Annotated in this window: 14 protein-coding genes; 1 reads left to right on the forward strand and 13 read right to left on the reverse strand. The window is 71.4% G+C overall.

What is annotated here, in order from left to right; genetic code table 11:
• Positions 1 to 118 precede the first annotated feature (118 nt).
• From ACIO92_RS23475 to ACIO92_RS23530, 12 genes are all read right to left on the reverse strand, one after another.
• Positions 119 to 2,947 carry a DEAD/DEAH box helicase gene (locus tag ACIO92_RS23475; RefSeq protein WP_366442367.1) on the reverse strand — a complete coding sequence of 943 codons (2,829 nt, stop codon included), beginning with the start codon at positions 2,945 to 2,947 and terminating at the stop codon, positions 119 to 121.
• A 44-nt stretch (positions 2,948 to 2,991) separates the two neighbouring features.
• Positions 2,992 to 3,945 (reverse strand): diacylglycerol kinase, encoded by a 954-nt coding sequence (locus tag ACIO92_RS23480; protein WP_402282481.1) that lies wholly within the window; start codon positions 3,943 to 3,945, stop codon positions 2,992 to 2,994.
• 41 nt (positions 3,946 to 3,986) lie between these two features.
• Positions 3,987 to 4,889: a twin-arginine translocase subunit TatC gene (gene tatC, locus ACIO92_RS23485; RefSeq protein WP_402059719.1), complete on the reverse strand. Its 903-nt coding sequence runs from the start codon at positions 4,887 to 4,889 to the stop codon at positions 3,987 to 3,989.
• A gap of 104 nt (positions 4,890 to 4,993) precedes the next feature.
• Positions 4,994 to 5,296 (reverse strand): Sec-independent protein translocase subunit TatA, encoded by a 303-nt coding sequence (gene tatA, locus ACIO92_RS23490; RefSeq protein WP_366442365.1) that lies wholly within the window; start codon positions 5,294 to 5,296, stop codon positions 4,994 to 4,996.
• Between the two features lie 187 nt (positions 5,297 to 5,483).
• Positions 5,484 to 5,681, reverse strand: coding sequence for a hypothetical protein (locus ACIO92_RS23495; RefSeq protein WP_366442364.1), 198 nt, complete (start codon positions 5,679 to 5,681; stop codon positions 5,484 to 5,486).
• Positions 5,682 to 5,852: 171 nt separating this feature from the next.
• The gene (locus ACIO92_RS23500; protein ID WP_366442363.1) at positions 5,853 to 6,101 is read right to left on the reverse strand and encodes a hypothetical protein; all 249 of its coding nucleotides are present in this window, start codon (positions 6,099 to 6,101) and stop codon (positions 5,853 to 5,855) included.
• Positions 6,102 to 6,374: 273 nt separating this feature from the next.
• Complete coding sequence (locus tag ACIO92_RS23505; RefSeq protein WP_351792249.1) at positions 6,375 to 7,328, reverse strand: WYL domain-containing protein; 954 nt, start codon at positions 7,326 to 7,328, stop codon at positions 6,375 to 6,377.
• Positions 7,329 to 7,344: 16 nt separating this feature from the next.
• Positions 7,345 to 8,301: a WYL domain-containing protein gene (locus ACIO92_RS23510; protein WP_366442362.1), complete on the reverse strand. Its 957-nt coding sequence runs from the start codon at positions 8,299 to 8,301 to the stop codon at positions 7,345 to 7,347.
• Positions 8,302 to 8,454: 153 nt separating this feature from the next.
• Positions 8,455 to 8,835, reverse strand: a complete 381-nt coding sequence (locus tag ACIO92_RS23515; protein WP_401237686.1) for an FKBP-type peptidyl-prolyl cis-trans isomerase — start codon at positions 8,833 to 8,835, stop codon at positions 8,455 to 8,457.
• Between the two features lie 43 nt (positions 8,836 to 8,878).
• On the reverse strand, positions 8,879 to 9,817 hold the full coding sequence (locus ACIO92_RS23520) for an FKBP-type peptidyl-prolyl cis-trans isomerase (protein WP_366442360.1): 939 nt from the start codon (positions 9,815 to 9,817) through the stop codon (positions 8,879 to 8,881).
• A gap of 116 nt (positions 9,818 to 9,933) precedes the next feature.
• A complete protein-coding gene (gene pafA, locus ACIO92_RS23525) occupies positions 9,934 to 11,295 on the reverse strand; it encodes a Pup--protein ligase (RefSeq protein ID WP_366442359.1) in 1,362 nt (453 codons plus the stop codon).
• A 69-nt stretch (positions 11,296 to 11,364) separates the two neighbouring features.
• On the reverse strand, positions 11,365 to 12,657 hold the full coding sequence (locus tag ACIO92_RS23530) for an MFS transporter (protein WP_402282485.1): 1,293 nt from the start codon (positions 12,655 to 12,657) through the stop codon (positions 11,365 to 11,367).
• Positions 12,658 to 12,799: 142 nt separating this feature from the next.
• On the opposite strand from ACIO92_RS23530, the gene ACIO92_RS23535 reads away from it, so the two are divergent.
• Positions 12,800 to 13,834, forward strand: a complete 1,035-nt coding sequence (locus ACIO92_RS23535; RefSeq protein ID WP_401237682.1) for a LacI family DNA-binding transcriptional regulator — start codon at positions 12,800 to 12,802, stop codon at positions 13,832 to 13,834.
• 141 nt (positions 13,835 to 13,975) lie between these two features.
• Here the strand turns inward: ACIO92_RS23535 and prcA are convergent, their stop codons facing one another.
• On the reverse strand, positions 13,976 to 14,728 hold the full coding sequence (gene prcA / locus ACIO92_RS23540) for a proteasome subunit alpha (RefSeq protein WP_366442356.1): 753 nt from the start codon (positions 14,726 to 14,728) through the stop codon (positions 13,976 to 13,978).
• Positions 14,729 to 14,750: the final 22 nt, after the last annotated feature.

The raw sequence follows: 14,750 nt of genomic DNA on the forward strand, positions 1-14,750 counted from the left end.
CAGACAGGTCGCGGACAGGAGACGGAGGGACCACCCCGGACCAGGAGGCGGAAGGCCCCCCGGAACAAGAGGCGGAGAGGCAGAGGGTCCGCCCCTGTGACAGAGGCCGGAGGACCCGTCAGCCCACGGAGCTGTAGGCCACGACACCCCTCAGCAGGGAGTCGACCGCCTTGCGGGCGTTCTTGGCGACGGTGCTGTTCTCCCTGGGCGCCGCCGCCGCGATCTGGCCGAGGACGTCGATGACCTGCTTGCACCAGCGGACGAAGTCACCGGCGGGCATCTCCGCCTCGCGCAGCACCTCGTCGAGGCTCTTGTCGGAGGCCCACTGGTGGGCGGCCCAGGCGAAGCCGAGGTCGGGCTCTCGCTGGCCGACCCCCTCCGCCTGGTTGATCTTGAACTCCTCTTCGAGGGCGTCGAGCCTGCCCCAGATCCGCACCATCTCGCCGAGCGCCGCCTTGGCCGCGCCGCTGGGCAGCTTGGGTGCGACGGCGTCGTCGGACTGGCGCGCCTCGAAGACCAGCGCGGAGGCGCAGGCGGCGAGTTCGGGCGGGGTGAGGCCCTCCCATACCCGGTCACGAAGGCATTCGCTGGCCAGCAGATCGAGCTCGCCGTAGAGCCGGGCGAGGCGCTTGCCGTTCTCCGTGACCTCGTTGCCCCGGAGGTAGTCGAGCTCCGTGAGGAGCGCCACGATCCGGTCGAAGGTGCGGGCGATGGTGTTGGTGCGGCCCTCGATGCGCCGTTCCAGCTGCTGGGTGTCGCGCTGGAGCCGGTGGTAGCGCTCGGCCCAGCGTGCGTGGTCCTCGCGCTCGGCGCAGCCGTGGCAGGGGTGGGCGCGGATCTCGGTGCGCAGTCGGGCGATCTCTCGGTCGTCGGCGGCTGCGGCGCGCTGCTTGTGGTGCCGTCCGGGGTCGATGTGTCCGGCCTTGCTCCGCAGGGTGGAGGCGAGGTCGCGGCGGGACTGCGGGGAGCGCGGGTTGAAGGACTTGGGGATCCTCATCCGCTCCAGGGGCTCGACCGGGACGGGGAAGTCGATGGAGGCGAGCCTCTTGACCTGCCGCTCGGCGGTGAGGACGAGGGGGCGCGGCCCGTCGTGGTGCTCGAAGCCCCGGTGTCCGTTGGTCCGTCCGGCCGGGATGCCGGGGTCGAGGACGAGGGCGAGGCCGGCGAACTTGCCGGTGGGGACGTGGATGATGTCGCCGGGCTTGAGCTTCTCCAGGGAACCCGCGGCCTGGGCGCGGCGCTGGGCGACGCCCTGCCGGGCCAGTTCGGTCTCGCGGTCCTTGAGGTCGCGGCGGAGCCGCGCGTACTCCTCGAAGTCTCCGAGGTGGCAGGTCATGCCTTCGCGGTAGCCCTCGATCCCTTCCTCGTTGCGCTGGACCTGGCGGGAGATGCCGACGACGGAGCGGTCGGCCTGGAACTGGGCGAAGGAGGTTTCGAGGAGTTCGCGGGAGCGGTGCCTGCCGAACTGGTCGACGAGGTTGACCGCCATGTTGTACGAGGGCTTGAAGCTGGAGCGCAGGGGGTAGGTGCGGGTGCCCGCGAGTCCGGCGAGGTGCTCGGGGTCGAGTCCGCGCTGCCAGAGGACGACGGCGTGGCCCTCGACGTCGATGCCCCGGCGTCCCGCGCGGCCGGTGAGCTGGGTGTATTCGCCGGGGGTGATGTCGGCGTGCTGCTCGCCGTTCCACTTGACGAGCTTCTCCAGGATGACGGTCCGCGCGGGCATGTTGATGCCGAGGGCGAGCGTCTCGGTGGCGAAGACGGCCTTGACGAGGCCGCGGACGAAGAGGTCCTCGACGACTTCCTTGAAGGTCGGGAGCATCCCCGCGTGGTGGGCGGCGATGCCGCGTTCCAGCGCTTCGAGCCATTCGAAGTAGCCGAGGACGTGCAGGTCCTCGTCGGGGATGGCGGCGGTGCGCTCCTCGACGATCTCCCGGACGCGGCGGCGGCCCTCGTCGTCGTTGAGCCGGAGTCCGGCGTAGAGGCACTGCTGGACGGCGGCCTCGCAGCCCGCGCGGCTGAAGATGAAGGTGATGGCGGGCAGGAGCCCTTCGGCGTCGAGGCGCTCGATGACCTCGGGACGGCCGGGGGTCCAGATGCGGGAGCGCTGGCGGCGCTCGCGCTCGCGGTCGGCTTCGCGGACCATCTTGCCGCGGCGGCGGTCGCGCGGGTTGTACGTGCGCGTGTTCTCGGTGCGGGCGAGGCGGAGGAGGTCGGAGTTGACCTCGCGGCGGGAGGCGCCCCGGCCGCCGTGGTCGGTCTCCTCCTCGAAGAGGTCGTACATCCGGCGTCCGGCGAGGACGTGCTGCCAGAGGGGTACGGGGCGGCTCTCGGAGACGATGACCTCGGTGTCGCCGCGGACGGTGTCGAGCCAGTCGCCGAACTCCTCCGCGTTGGAGACGGTCGCGGAGAGCGAGACGAGCGTGACGGACGCGGGGAGGTGGATGATCACTTCCTCCCAGACGGCGCCGCGGAACCGGTCGGAGAGGTAGTGGACCTCGTCCATCACGACGTAGCCGAGGCCGGAGAGCGTCTGGGAGCCCGCGTACAGCATGTTGCGGAGGACCTCGGTGGTCATGACCACGATCGGCGCGTCGCCGTTCACGCTGTTGTCGCCGGTGAGCAGGCCGACCTTGTCGTTGCCGTACCGCTTGACGAGGTCGGCGTACTTCTGGTTCGACAGCGCCTTGATGGGGGTCGTGTAGAAGCACTTGCGGCCCTGGGTGAGGGCGAGGTGGACGGCGAACTCGCCGACGATCGTCTTGCCGGATCCCGTGGGCGCGGCGACGAGTACGCCCTTGCCCGCTTCCAGGGCCTGGCAGGCCTCGATCTGGAAGGGGTCCAGACCGAATTCGTACATCTCGCGGAACGGGGCCAGTGCGGTGGCCTGCTCGGCGTTGCGGGCGCGGGCGGCCGCGTACGCCTGGGCGGGTGTGAGGTCCTCTGTCATCTTGTCTTCGAGCCTACCCGCCCCCTCCGACAGTGACGCGATCTTTATCGACGGGAAGCGGAGGGGGTGGTTCGGGGGTGCTGTTCCTCGGGCGGGGCGAGGAGGCGGAGGGCGCCGGGGACGCAGGTCACGGCGAGGGGCAGTGGTCCGAGGGGCTCGCCGTCGGCGTATCCGGTGGTGTCGGGGGCGTCGAGGGTGAGGGAGCGGACCCGGTGGGTGGTGACCTTGGGGTGGCTGAGATGCGTGCCCTTGTAGACGCGGGGGAAGACCTTGATCAGGGTCGTGCGGTCGCAGTCGCCGACGACGGTGACGTCGAGGAGTCCGTCGTCGGTGCGGGCGTCGGCGCAGATCCTCATGCCGCCGCCGTAGGAGGTGCTGTTGCCGACGGCGACGAGGGTGGCCTCGGTCTCGACGACGCGCCCGTCGTCGAGGGTGAGGCGGTACGGGACGGGCCGGAAGGCGGCGAGTTCGGCGAGGATCGCGAGGTCGTACGTGAAGCGTCCGGCGGGTATGCGCATCCGGTTGCCCCGGTCGTTGACGCGGGAGTCGAAGCCGGAGGCGAGGACGGTGCCGTACCAGCGGGCGGGGGCGGCCGGTCCCCGGTCGATCAGACCGAGGTCGACGGCCCGGCCGCCGGTGGTCGTGAGGGTCCGGCCGGCGGCGCGGGCGGCGGCGGCCGGGTCGCCGAGGGGCAGTCCGAGGCTGCGGGCGAAGTCGTTGCCGGTGCCCGCGGCGATGATCCCGAGGGGCGTCCCGGTCCCGGCGACGGCCTGGAGCGCGAGGGAGATCATGCCGTCGCCGCCGACGGCGACGAGGGCGCCGGTGCCCGCGGAGACGGCTTCGCGGGCGCGTCGCAGGGCGTCGTCGGCGTCGTGCCCGAGGACGGTGCGGACCGGGTGTCCGGCCTCTCTGAGGGCCCTGGCGGCCGGTCCGGCGGCGCGGGCGCCGCGTCCCCGCCCCGCGGTCGGGTTGACGAAGAGCGTGATGTCGCTGGTCATTGGAGGTCCCCCCGGACGGAGTCTGGGGGGACCCTACAAGATCAGGTGATGTCGTCGTAACCGTTCACGTGGTGGGCGGTGCTCCCGCCGTGCCGGCCGGTGGACTGCTCGGGCAGGGCCCGGGGCGCGCCGACGGGTTCGATGGATCCGACGGCCTCGGGGGTGAGGTCCAGGGCGGAGGCCTCGTCGTCGTCGAGTTCGGCGTCGGGGTTGCCGCGCCTGCGTCGCCGGTCGTTGAGGAGGGAGAAGCCCACGGCGCCGAAGTAGAGGATCGTGATGGGTCCGGCGAGGGCGATCATGCCGACGGGGTCGGTGGTGGGGGTGATGACGGCGCCGAAGACGAAGACGCCCATGATCACGCCGCGCCACCAGCCGGCCATGCGGCGGCCGCTGAGCACTCCGGTCAGGTTCAGCATCACGAGGACGAGCGGCAGCTCGAAGGCGAGACCGAAGACGAGGACCATGCGCAGGGTGAAGTCGAGGACGTCACCGAGCGAGAGGATGTTCGCGGACCCTTCGGGCGTGAGGCTGATGAGCACCTTCACGCTGATGGGGAGGATGAGGTACGCGAGGTAGGCGCCCGCGGAGAAGAGCGGTACGGCGGCGGCGACGAAGGCGTACGTGTACTTCTTCTCGTTCTTGTGCAGGCCCGGCGCGACGAAGGCCCACAGCTGGTAGAGCCAGACCGGGCTGGCGACGACGAGACCGGTCGTCAGGGACAGCTGGATCGTCGTGCTGAAGGGGGCCATCAGCGTGTTGAAGGAGACGATCGCGCAGTTTCCGCCGTTGCTGGTGACGCCCTCCGCGCATTTGGGCACGGTTTTCGTCAGGAACTGCATCAGCTCCTCGCTGTACACGAGGGCGACGATCGTCACCGCTGCGATGGCGAGGAGACCCTTCGCCAGTCGGTTGCGGAGTTCGCGCAGGTGCTCCACGAGGGGCATCCGGCCCTCGGGATCCTTCTCCTGCTTGCGGGCAGACTTGAGCAACCCACGTCCTCATCTCGTGCGGCAGCCGCCGCACGGTGCGGCGGCCGCGGCGGACCGGGTCAGCGCTTGGTGGTGTCCGAGGGCTCGGCCACGGGACGTGCGCTGGTCACGTCGCCGGGGGCGGCCTGGATGGTGCGCGGGGCGCTCTGGTCCTGGGCGGGGGCGGTCGTCCCGGTCGCGGCCTGCGACGGGTCGGCGGGGGCGCTCTGCTGGTCGTCCGACTTCATGGCCTTGGCCTCGCTCTTGAGGATGCGGGCCGACTTGCCCAGCGAGCGGGCCATGTCAGGAAGCTTCTTGGCGCCGAACAGCAGGATGACGACGACGAGGATGAGAATGATCTCGGTGGGGCCGAGCCTACCCATAGCTGTTTACCTTCTTCACCGAGGCGACATGGAGTTGCGGGGCCCGGCGGATCGGACATGCGTCCGGCCACCGCGCTGCCTGCGATCGTAACCCGCAGGAGTAAACGCGAGGCAATGCCCGTGCATACTCCCGATTGCGGCCCGCGAGCCCGGTGCGGGGCTTCTTCGTGCAGCGTACGGCACGGGCTCAGCGCAGGGATTCGCCGGTTCGGGCGAGTCCGGCGGCGGCGGTTTCGAGTTCTTCGGCGGCCCGGGTGATCCGTTCCGTGGTGTGCGCCACTTGGCGGCCGAGGCGCTGGACCTCCAGGAAGACCCGGACGGCGAGGACCCCGAGGACGACGAGGCCGAGGAACCCGAGGGCGATGGCGAGCATGGGCCAGAACATGTGACGAGCCTAGACGTCTGGCGGTACGGCCGAAGGACCGGCCCGGTGCGGGGTACGGGGCCCGGCGGACCAGGCGGGGGCGGTACGAGCCCGGCTGACCTGACCGGCGTGGGGTACGGCCCGGCTCGCGGGGACGGTACGGCCCGGCGGACCCGCCCCCCGGCGCGGCGCTCAGACTCCGGTGTGGAGGCGCAGGGTGCGGACTCCGCCGCCGGTGAGGAGTTCGACGATGCGCTCCCCGGCCGGTTTGCGGACCGGGCTGCCGCACTCGGGGCAGGTGAAGGAGTAGAAGGTGGTGCGGCGGCTCGCGCCGATGGCGAGCCGGATGGCGCTCGCGGCGAGCTCGAAGCGGGAGCGGCAGTCGGGGCAGGCGGCCTTGAAGAGGACCGGGCCCACTGTCGCCGTCAGACCGTGCGTCATGGACGTCTCCCTCGTCTCTCGACCACCGCGCTCACGCACCGCGCGCGTGCGTCGTTCCGGTTCACAGGTGCGTGTGTCGTTCCGGTTCACAGGTGCGTGTGTCGTGCCGGTTCACAGGTGTGTGTCGTGCCGGTTCACGCCTGTGCGCGTCGGGCCGGTTCACGCGCGCGCGTGCTTCCGGTTTCGCGCACCGCGTAGGTGCGTTCCCGGGTTCACGCACCCCGTGCGTGAACTCCCGTCACGTCGGTTACTGCGTCTCCCGGGCCGGGAACGTCACTCGTTCCCGTACGCGGCGAGCGCGGCCGATGCCGCCGAGCGGGCGCTTTCGGCCAGCTCCGGCGGGGCGACGATCCGGCCGTCGCTGCCCAGCCGGAGCGCGAGCCTGCGCAGCGAGGCCGGGTCGGGCGTCCGCAGGGTGACCCGCATTCCGCCGTCGGGCAGTTCCTCGGACAGGTCGTGCGGGTAGTACTCGGCGACCCAGCGTCCACCGGGACCGACCTCGACGACGACCTCGGGGTCGTCGGGCGACGGCTGGACGAGAGCGGCGGACAGGTCCCGCAGTTCCAGCTCCGGCGGCGCCGCGTGCTCGTCGAGGATGCGGATCTCGGCCACCCGGTCGAGACGGAAGGTGCGGCGCGCCTCGGAGAGCCTGCACCACGCCTCCATGTAGGTGTGGCCGACGGCGAAGAGCCGGATCGGGTCGACCTCGCGCTCGGTGAGTTCGTCGCGGGCGGGCGAGTAGTAGCGCACCCAGAGGCGGCGGCGCTCGGAGATCGCCCGGTCCACCTCGGCGAAGACCCCGCCCTCGGACTCGAAGGTCACCGAGAGCCGGGAGCTGGCCCCGGCGGCCTCGCCCGCGGCGGTCTCCAGCTTGGCGGTGGCGCGCAGCAGGGCCTCCCGGTCGCTCTCGCGGAGCCCCGGCAGGGTGGCGACGGCGCGGGCGGCGACCAGGAGGGCGGTCGCCTCGTCGGCGGCGAGCCGCAGGGGCGCGGCGACGTCGTCCGGGTTGTGCCACCAGATCCGGTCGCCGTCGGTGTCGATGTCGAGGAGGTCCCCGCCGCGGAAGCTGGTGCCGCACATGGGCAGCACGTCCAGGTCGGAGATGAGCTCGTCCTCGGTGATCCCGAAGGCGCGGGCGACGTCGGCGACGTGCGCCCCGGGGCGCTCGCGGAGATAGGTGACGAGCGAGAGCATCCGCCTCGTCTGGTCGATCGCGTTGGCAGCCATGCGGTACGTCTTCCCCTCAGCCCTTGGCCACGGCGCGCAGCCGGTCCACCACGTCGGCCCGCAGGTCGGCCGGTTCCAGTACGACGACGTCGGGACCGAACTCGACGAGCCAGGCGTCGAGGCCGTGTCCGTACGGGATCTCCAGTTCGTCCCAGCCGTCGGTGCCCTCGTGGAGGGACTGGGCGCGGGCGCGCAGCGGATAGCCGCAGCCGGTGCGGAGCCGGATGCGGGCCGAGCGGGTGGCGGTCTCGCCCGCCCAGCTCTCCACGGTCTCGCGGACGGTGACGACGTCGGGCACCGGCGCGGTGAAGGCACCGGCCCGGGAGCGGACCTTGCCGGTGATGCGGGAGAGGCGGAAGACGCGCTCGGCGCGGCGCTCGCGGTCCCAGCCGGCCAGGTACCAGTGGCCGCGCCAGCATTCGAGGGTCCAGGGTTCGACCTGGCGGCTCTCGGGGCGGGCGGAGTTGGCCTTGTGGTAGTCGAAGACGACGGGGCGTCGGTCGCGGCAGGCCAGCATGAGCGGTTCGAAGGCCGTCTCGTGGACCGGGATGCGCGGTTCGAGGGCGCTGGGCTGGGTGTCGTAGGAGTCCTCGGCCTCGGGCATTCCCGCGGCGCGGAGCTTCTGGAGGGCGCCGCTGGCGGCTCCGGCGAGGCGGGCCTGCTGCCAGACCTTGGCGGCGAGGCCGAGCGCGGCGGCCTCCTCGGCGTCGAGGGTGATGGGCGGCAGCCGGTTGGAGTCCCGGCGGGCGAGGTAGCCGGTCTCGCCCTCCAGGTTCTCGACGGTCTCGATGACGAGGCCGAGCTCGCGGAGGTCGTCCTTGTCACGCTCGAACATGCGGTTGAAGGCTTCGTCGCCGCTCGCTTCGAGGTAGGCCTCGATGGAGCCGCGGAGCTCCCGCTTGCTGAGGGGGCGGCGCGTCCCGAGCAGACACAGCGCGAGATTCATCAGCCGCTCGGACTTGGCAATCGCCATCGAAGCCCTGCACCTCTTCCGCCCGATCCCGTTCCGACGTCCGACCGTACCGCCCCGGGGTGTCGGGCACCAAAGCCGAGGGCCCCCGCCGGTCGCGGCGGGGGCCCTCGGAGGACCGTGACGGGCCGGTACGGTGCCCGGCCCGGCGTCGGGTCAGCGCTTGGTGACGCCCACGAGGTCGCAGACGAAGATCAGCGTCTCGCCCGGGGCGATCTTGGCGCCCGCGCCGCGGTCGCCGTAGGCGAGGTGCGCGGGGATGACCAGCTGGCGGCGGCCGCCGACCCGCATACCCTGCACGCCCTTGTCCCAGCCCTGGATGACCTGGCCGGCGCCGAGGTTGAAGTCGAGCGGGACGCCCCGGTTCCAGGAGGCGTCGAACTCCTCGCCGGAGTCGAAGGAGACACCGACGTAGTGGACCTTGACGAAGTCGCCGGCCTCGGCGAGTTCGCCGTCGCCCTCCCAGAGGTCCTTGATCTCCAGGTCCTTCGGCGGCTCGCCGCCCGGGAAGTCGATCTCGGGCTTCTCGATGCTCACTGAACTGCTCCTCATACTGATGAACTACGCGATCGGGACAGTCTTACATCTTCGTCAGGATGTCCACGGCGAACACCAGCGTGGAGTTCTTCGGAATGCCCTGCTTCTCCTCGTTGGCGAAGGCCTCGGACGGCGGGGCGACGATGAGGACGCGGCTGCCGATCTTCTTGCCGACGAGACCGTCCTTGAGGCCCTTCAGCGTGAGCTGCGGGAGCGGGAAGTTCGCGGGCTTGCCCGCGGTGTAGGTGGAGTCGAAGACCTTGCCGTCCTTCCAGAGGGAGGCGACGTAGTTGACCACGACGGTGTCGGTGGCCTTCACGGCCTCACCGCTGGACTCGATGACGTAGTTCGAGACGAGCTTGGTGGGCGGGTCGGTCTTGGGGACGGTCACCGTGGGGGCCTTGCCGTCGGTGTTGGTGCCGACCTTGGGCAGGTTCTTGTCGTCCTGGGCGACCGGGGTGCCGGAGGCGGACTTCGGGATGGTGACGGCCTTCAGGATGTCCACGACGAAGACGAGGGTGGCGTTGGGCTTGATCTCGCCCTGGCCCTGGGCTCCGTAGCCGAGCTCCGGCGGGATGCCGATCTCGACGCGGCTGCCGACCTTCTGGCCTTCGAGGCCCTGGTCCCAGCCCTTGATGACCTGGCCGGCGCCGAGGGTCACGTCGAAGGGCTGGCCCCGGTCGAAGCTGTTGTCGAAGGGCTTGGTGGAGTCCCAGGACTGGCCCAGGTAGTTCACCTGGAGCGCGTCGCCCTTCTTCGTCACCGGACCCTTGCCCTCGCTGATGACCTCGACCTTGAGTTCCTTGGGCGGGTCTCCCTCGCCCTTGGCGAGGGTGGGCTTCTCCCCGAACTTCTGCCCCGCGGTGATGGCGGGCAGTCCGTTCTTCATCGAAGCGGAATCGGAGCCCTTGTCGTCGCTGCCGCAGGCCGCTGTCGAGAGCAGCAGCAGCGGGACGACGAGAAGGCCGGCAAGTCGGCGCACGTGTTCCTCAGATCTCAGACGGCACAGTAGTTGTGCCGACACTCTAGGGGACCGTGTGGACGCGGCGAGGGCCCCGCACGCCGATCGCGCGGGGCCCGGCCGGACGTACGAGGTGCCTACATTCCGGCGATCAGCTTTTCGACCCGGTCGTCGACGGAGCGGAACGGGTCCTTGCAGAGCACGGTGCGCTGTGCCTGGTCGTTGAGCTTGAGGTGGACCCAGTCGACGGTGAAGTCCCTTCGCTGCTCCTGGGCGCGGCGGATGAAGTCGCCGCGGAGCCGGGCCCGGGTGGTCTGCGGGGGCACCGACTTGCCCTCGAAGATCTTCATGTCGTTGCAGATGCGGGCCGCCTGCCCGTTCTTCTGCAGCAGGTAGTACAGCCCGCGGCGGCGGTGGATGTCGTGGTACGCGAGGTCTATCTGGGCGACCCTCGGGTTCGACATGGTCATGTTGTGCTTGGCCCGGTAGCGCTCGATGAGCCGGTGCTTCATGACCCAGTCGATCTCGGTCTCGATCCTGTCGAGCCGCTCGCTCTCGATCGCGTCGAGCGTACGGCCCCACAGTTCCAGGACCTGGGCGACGGTGCCGGAGCGGATGCCCCGGCGGTCCACGAAGTCGACGGCCTTGTCGTAGTACTCGCGCTGGACCTCCAGGGCGGAGGCCTCCCGGCCGCTGGCGAGCCTGACCTTGCGCTGTCCGGTGATGTCGTGGCTGACCTCACGGATGGCCCGGATCGGGTTCTCCAGGGTCAGGTCGCGCATCACGGTGCCCGCCTCGATCATGCGCAGCACCAGGTCGGTGGCGCCGACCTTGAGCAGCATGGTCGTCTCGGACATGTTCGAGTCGCCGACGATGACGTGCAGCCTGCGGTAGCGCTCGGCGTCGGCGTGCGGCTCGTCCCGCGTGTTGATGATGGGCCGTGAGCGGGTGGTGGCGGAGCTGACGCCCTCCCAGATGTGCTCGGCACGCTGGGAGACGCAGAACACCGCGCCACGGGGGGTCTGGAGGACCTTTCCCGCGCCGCAGATCAGCTGCCGGGTGACGAGGAACGGAATGAGGATGTCCGCGAGCCGGGAGAACTCCCCGTGGCGGGCGACGAGATAGTTCTCGTGGCAGCCGTAGGAGTTTCCGGCCGAGTCGGTGTTGTTCTTGAAGAGGTAGACGTCGCCCGCGATTCCCTCCTCGTGCAGGCGGCGTTCGGCGTCGACGAGCAGACCCTCGAGAATGCGCTCGCCCGCCTTGTCGTGGGTGACCAGTTCGGTCACGTCGTCGCATTCCGGCGTTGCGTATTCCGGATGCGATCCCACGTCCAGGTACAGGCGGGCGCCGTTCCGCAGGAAGACATTGCTGCTGCGGCCCCATGACACGACACGGCGGAAGAGGTAGCGCGCCACTTCGTCAGGAGACAGTCGGCGCTGTCCCCTGAACGTGCACGTGACGCCGTACTCGTTCTCCAGCCCGAAAATGCGGCGGTCCATGTCTGAACATTACGCCTGAGGACGTGTGCTGAAACCGGGTTGGAGGTTCCCGTTTCGATCATTTTCTGATCAGTGCGTGTTCTTTTCGGTGTGTACGGAGGTGGGGGCGCCCGCCGTCACGGCGTGTCGTCCCTCGTCCCCGGGGGTGTCGGCGGTGACCGGGGGTGCCGTGGCCGCGCCGAGGACCCGGCCGGTGGCGAGGAGGACCAGGAGGGCGGCCAGCCCGCCCGCTCCGGCGACGGCGAACCCGCTCGCCGTTCCGGCGAGTTCGACGACGGGTCCGGCCGCGGCGGAGCCCAGGGCCGAGCCGACGCCGAAGGTGGTGACGAGCCAGGAGAAGGCCTCGGTGACGGTGCCGCGCGGGGCGTGCCGGTCGACGACGATGAACGCGCAGGCCAGCACCGGGGCCAGGAAGACGCCGGAGAGCACCGAGAGGCCCGCCATGGCGACCGGGCCCGGGGTGAGTGCCAGCGGCAGGTAGCAGACCGCCAGGAGCAGGACGAGGACGCGCAGCCGCCGCTCGGGCGCCCCGGCCCACTGGCGGGCGCCGTAGGCGACGCCGCCGAGGAGCGCCCCGAGGCCGAGGGCGGCCATCAGCCAGCCGTAGACGGACGGGGTGCCGCGGTCGTCCGCGTAGGCGACGGCGGAGACGGTGATGGAGCCGAGGGCGAGGCCGACGAAGAAGAAGGAGCCGAGGAGGGCCAGCAGCCCCGGGGAGCGCAGGGCGCCCAGCCAGTGGGCCTCGCGGGTCCCGGAGCGCCAGGTCCTGGAGGGCTCAGAGAGGACCACGACGAGGGCGCCGAGGACGCCCAGGACGTTCACGACGAGGAGGGCGGCGGCGGGCGACCACAGGGAGACCAGCAGGGTCAGGAGCAGCGGGCCGACGGTGAACATGACCTCCTGGGCGACCGCGTCGAGGGCGTACGCCCGGTGGATCCGGTCCTCTCGGCCCAGGACGCTCGGCCACAGGGCGCGCAGTCCGCCCTCCAGGGGCGGGGTGAAGAGCCCTGCGACGACGACGACGGCGTAGGCGAGGGGCAGGTTCCCGATGCCGGTGAGGGCGAGCAGGACCATGCCGAGGGCGGACAGGACGGCGGCGGGCAGTTGCACCCGGGGCTGGCCCTTGAGGTCGACGGCGCGGCCGAGGAGGGGCTGGCCGACGGCGGTGGCGACGCCGTAGGCGGCGATGAGGCCGCCGGCCAGGGTGTAGCTGCCGCCCTGGTCGCGGACGAAGAGCGTGAGGGCGATGGGGCCGACGCCGTTGGGCAGGCGTCCCACGAGCGTGCCGGTCAGCAGCCGGACCGCGTGGGGCGCCCGGAGTATGTCGAGATAGCCGCCCCGTGGCGTGGCCTCGGTGGCCATGTGGTCTCCCCTCGCCCCGGATCCCTCCGAGGTTTTACGTATAACTTCCGACGTCATACGTACCATGTCGGCTGTACGGGGGTCCATCCCGCGACCGGGCCGGGTTCTCCCGGGACCCCGCACGTCCGACGCGGAGGCTTGTGTGCAGATCCCGGAGCCGCAGACCCCGGAGCCGTTCGGCGGCGCCCGCCCCACCAGCCGGGACGTGGCACGGACCGCGGGCGTCTCGCAGGCCACCGTCTCCCTGGTGCTCGGCGACAAGTGGCGCGGCCGGGTCTCGGAGCGCACCGCCGGGTCGGTGCGGGAGGCCGCCAGGGCCCTCGGCTACCGGCCCAACCTCGCCGCCCGCAATCTGCGGCTCGGCCACACGCGTACGGCCCTGCTGGTGGTCCCGGCCCTCACCAACGAGTTCTTCGCCCGGGTCTACACCGGCGCCGCGACCGTCGCCGCCCGGCACGGCTTCGGCGTGGTCCTGTACCCCTCCCCCGACGGCGTCGGCCCCGCCAGGGACCCCTTCGCCTCGGCCCGTGCCGCCCTCGACGGCGTCATCGCCTCGTCCATGGCCACGGACGCCCTCAAGGCCTTCCGGGGCACCGACCTGCCCCTGGTGATGCTCGACAGCGACCCGGCGGACGCCGCTGCCGCCGCCCACGTCAACCTGGACGTCGCCGACGGGATGCGCCAGGTCACCGCGCATCTGCTGGCCCTCGGCCACCGGCGCTTCACCCACCTCGCCTCGGCCGTGCCGTCGTGGACCTTCGACGTCCGCGCCGCCGCGCTCGCCGAGTGCCTCGCGGACGTGTCGGTGCGGACCGTCCGCGCCCCGCTGGACGTGCACGGCGCGATGGCCGCCGTGGAGCGCGCCTTCGACGGTCCCGGGCCCCGGCCCACCGCCCTGGTCTGTGACGACGACATCCTGGCCGCCGGAGCCTGCAAGGCCCTGCGGCGGCTCGGGCTGCGCGTCCCCGAGGACGTCTCGGTCACCGGCTTCGACGATCTGGCGCTGGCCACCGCCGTCGAGCCCGAGCTGACCACCGTGGGACTGCCCGCCGAGCACATCGGGGAACGGGGCATGGCGGCCCTCCTCGCCGTCCTGGCGGGCGAACCGGCCCGTCCCGACCTCCTGCCGGTCTCCCTGGTCCCGCGCGGTTCCTCGGGGCCCGCACCGGGGATCTGAAGCACCTCGGGCACGGGCGGGCGAGCGGGGTCCCGGCGGCCGGAAGGAGCCCGGCGCGGCACGGCGCTCTCGGGACGGCCGCGCACGCCGGAGGGGCCCCGGTCCGCACACGCGCACCGGGGCCCCTCCGAAAGGGAGCGTCTACTCCTCGGGAGCCTCGTCCGAGGGCTCGTCCGTCTTCGCCGCCGCCGCGTTGTCCGCCTCCAGGAGACGGGACAGCTGACGGCCGACGATCCGCTTGAACTTGCGCTGCTGCGGGCGCGTACGGTCCAGGACCGCCACCTCCAGGCGCTCGGCGGGGATCTCCCGCTCCGTGCCGTTGGTGTCGCGGGACAGCGCCTGCACGGCCAGCTTCAGGGCCTCGGCCAGCGACATCCCGTCCCGGTGCCGCTGGTCCAGGAAGGTGCCGATCTGCTCCGCGTTGCCACCGACGGCGACCGAGCCGTGCTCGTCCACGATCGAGCCGTCGTGCGGGAGCCGGTAGATCTGGTCCCCGGCCGGCTCGGCGCCGACCTCGGCGACGACCAGCTCCACCTCGTACGGCTTCTCCCCCGCGCTGGAGAAGATCGTCCCCAGCGTCTGGGCGTAGACGTTGGCAAGGCCGCGCGCGGTCACGTCGCCCCGGTCGTAGGTGTAGCCCCGCAGGTCGGCGTAGCGGACGCCGCCGATCCGGAGGTTCTCGTACTCGTTGTACTTGCCGGCGGCCGCGAAGCCGATCCGGTCGTAGATCTCGCTGAACTTGTGCAGCGCGCGCGACGGGTTCTCGCCGACGAAGACGATCCCGTCGGTGTACTGGAGGACGACCAGGCTGCGGCCTCGGGCGATGCCCTTGCGGGCGTACTCCGCCCGGTCGGCCATGGCCTGCTGGGGTGAGACGTAGAACGGAGTGGACACCGGCGGTCCGTCCCTTTCTTCT

Origin of the sequence: Streptomyces sp. NPDC087215 (assembly GCF_044744885.1) — a bacterium.
Lineage (GTDB): Bacteria > Actinomycetota > Actinomycetes > Streptomycetales > Streptomycetaceae > Streptomyces.

Bases quoted from the DNA above. Each gene is read 5' to 3' on its own strand.
- ACIO92_RS23475 (WP_366442367.1), bottom strand. From the start codon at position 2,947: ATGACAGAGGACCTCACACCCGCCCAGGCGTACGCGGCCGCCCGCGCC.
- ACIO92_RS23510 (WP_366442362.1), bottom strand. From the start codon at position 8,301: ATGGCGATTGCCAAGTCCGAGCGGCTGATGAATCTCGCGCTGTGTCTG.
- ACIO92_RS23480 (WP_402282481.1), bottom strand. From the start codon at position 3,945: ATGACCAGCGACATCACGCTCTTCGTCAACCCGACCGCGGGGCGGGGA.
- ACIO92_RS23505 (WP_351792249.1), bottom strand. From the start codon at position 7,328: ATGGCTGCCAACGCGATCGACCAGACGAGGCGGATGCTCTCGCTCGTC.
- ACIO92_RS23500 (WP_366442363.1), bottom strand. From the start codon at position 6,101: ATGACGCACGGTCTGACGGCGACAGTGGGCCCGGTCCTCTTCAAGGCC.
- ACIO92_RS23495 (WP_366442364.1), bottom strand. From the start codon at position 5,681: ATGTTCTGGCCCATGCTCGCCATCGCCCTCGGGTTCCTCGGCCTCGTC.
- tatA (WP_366442365.1), bottom strand. From the start codon at position 5,296: ATGGGTAGGCTCGGCCCCACCGAGATCATTCTCATCCTCGTCGTCGTC.
- ACIO92_RS23530 (WP_402282485.1), bottom strand. From the start codon at position 12,657: ATGGCCACCGAGGCCACGCCACGGGGCGGCTATCTCGACATACTCCGG.
- tatC (WP_402059719.1), bottom strand. From the start codon at position 4,889: ATGCCCCTCGTGGAGCACCTGCGCGAACTCCGCAACCGACTGGCGAAG.
- pafA (WP_366442359.1), bottom strand. From the start codon at position 11,295: ATGGACCGCCGCATTTTCGGGCTGGAGAACGAGTACGGCGTCACGTGC.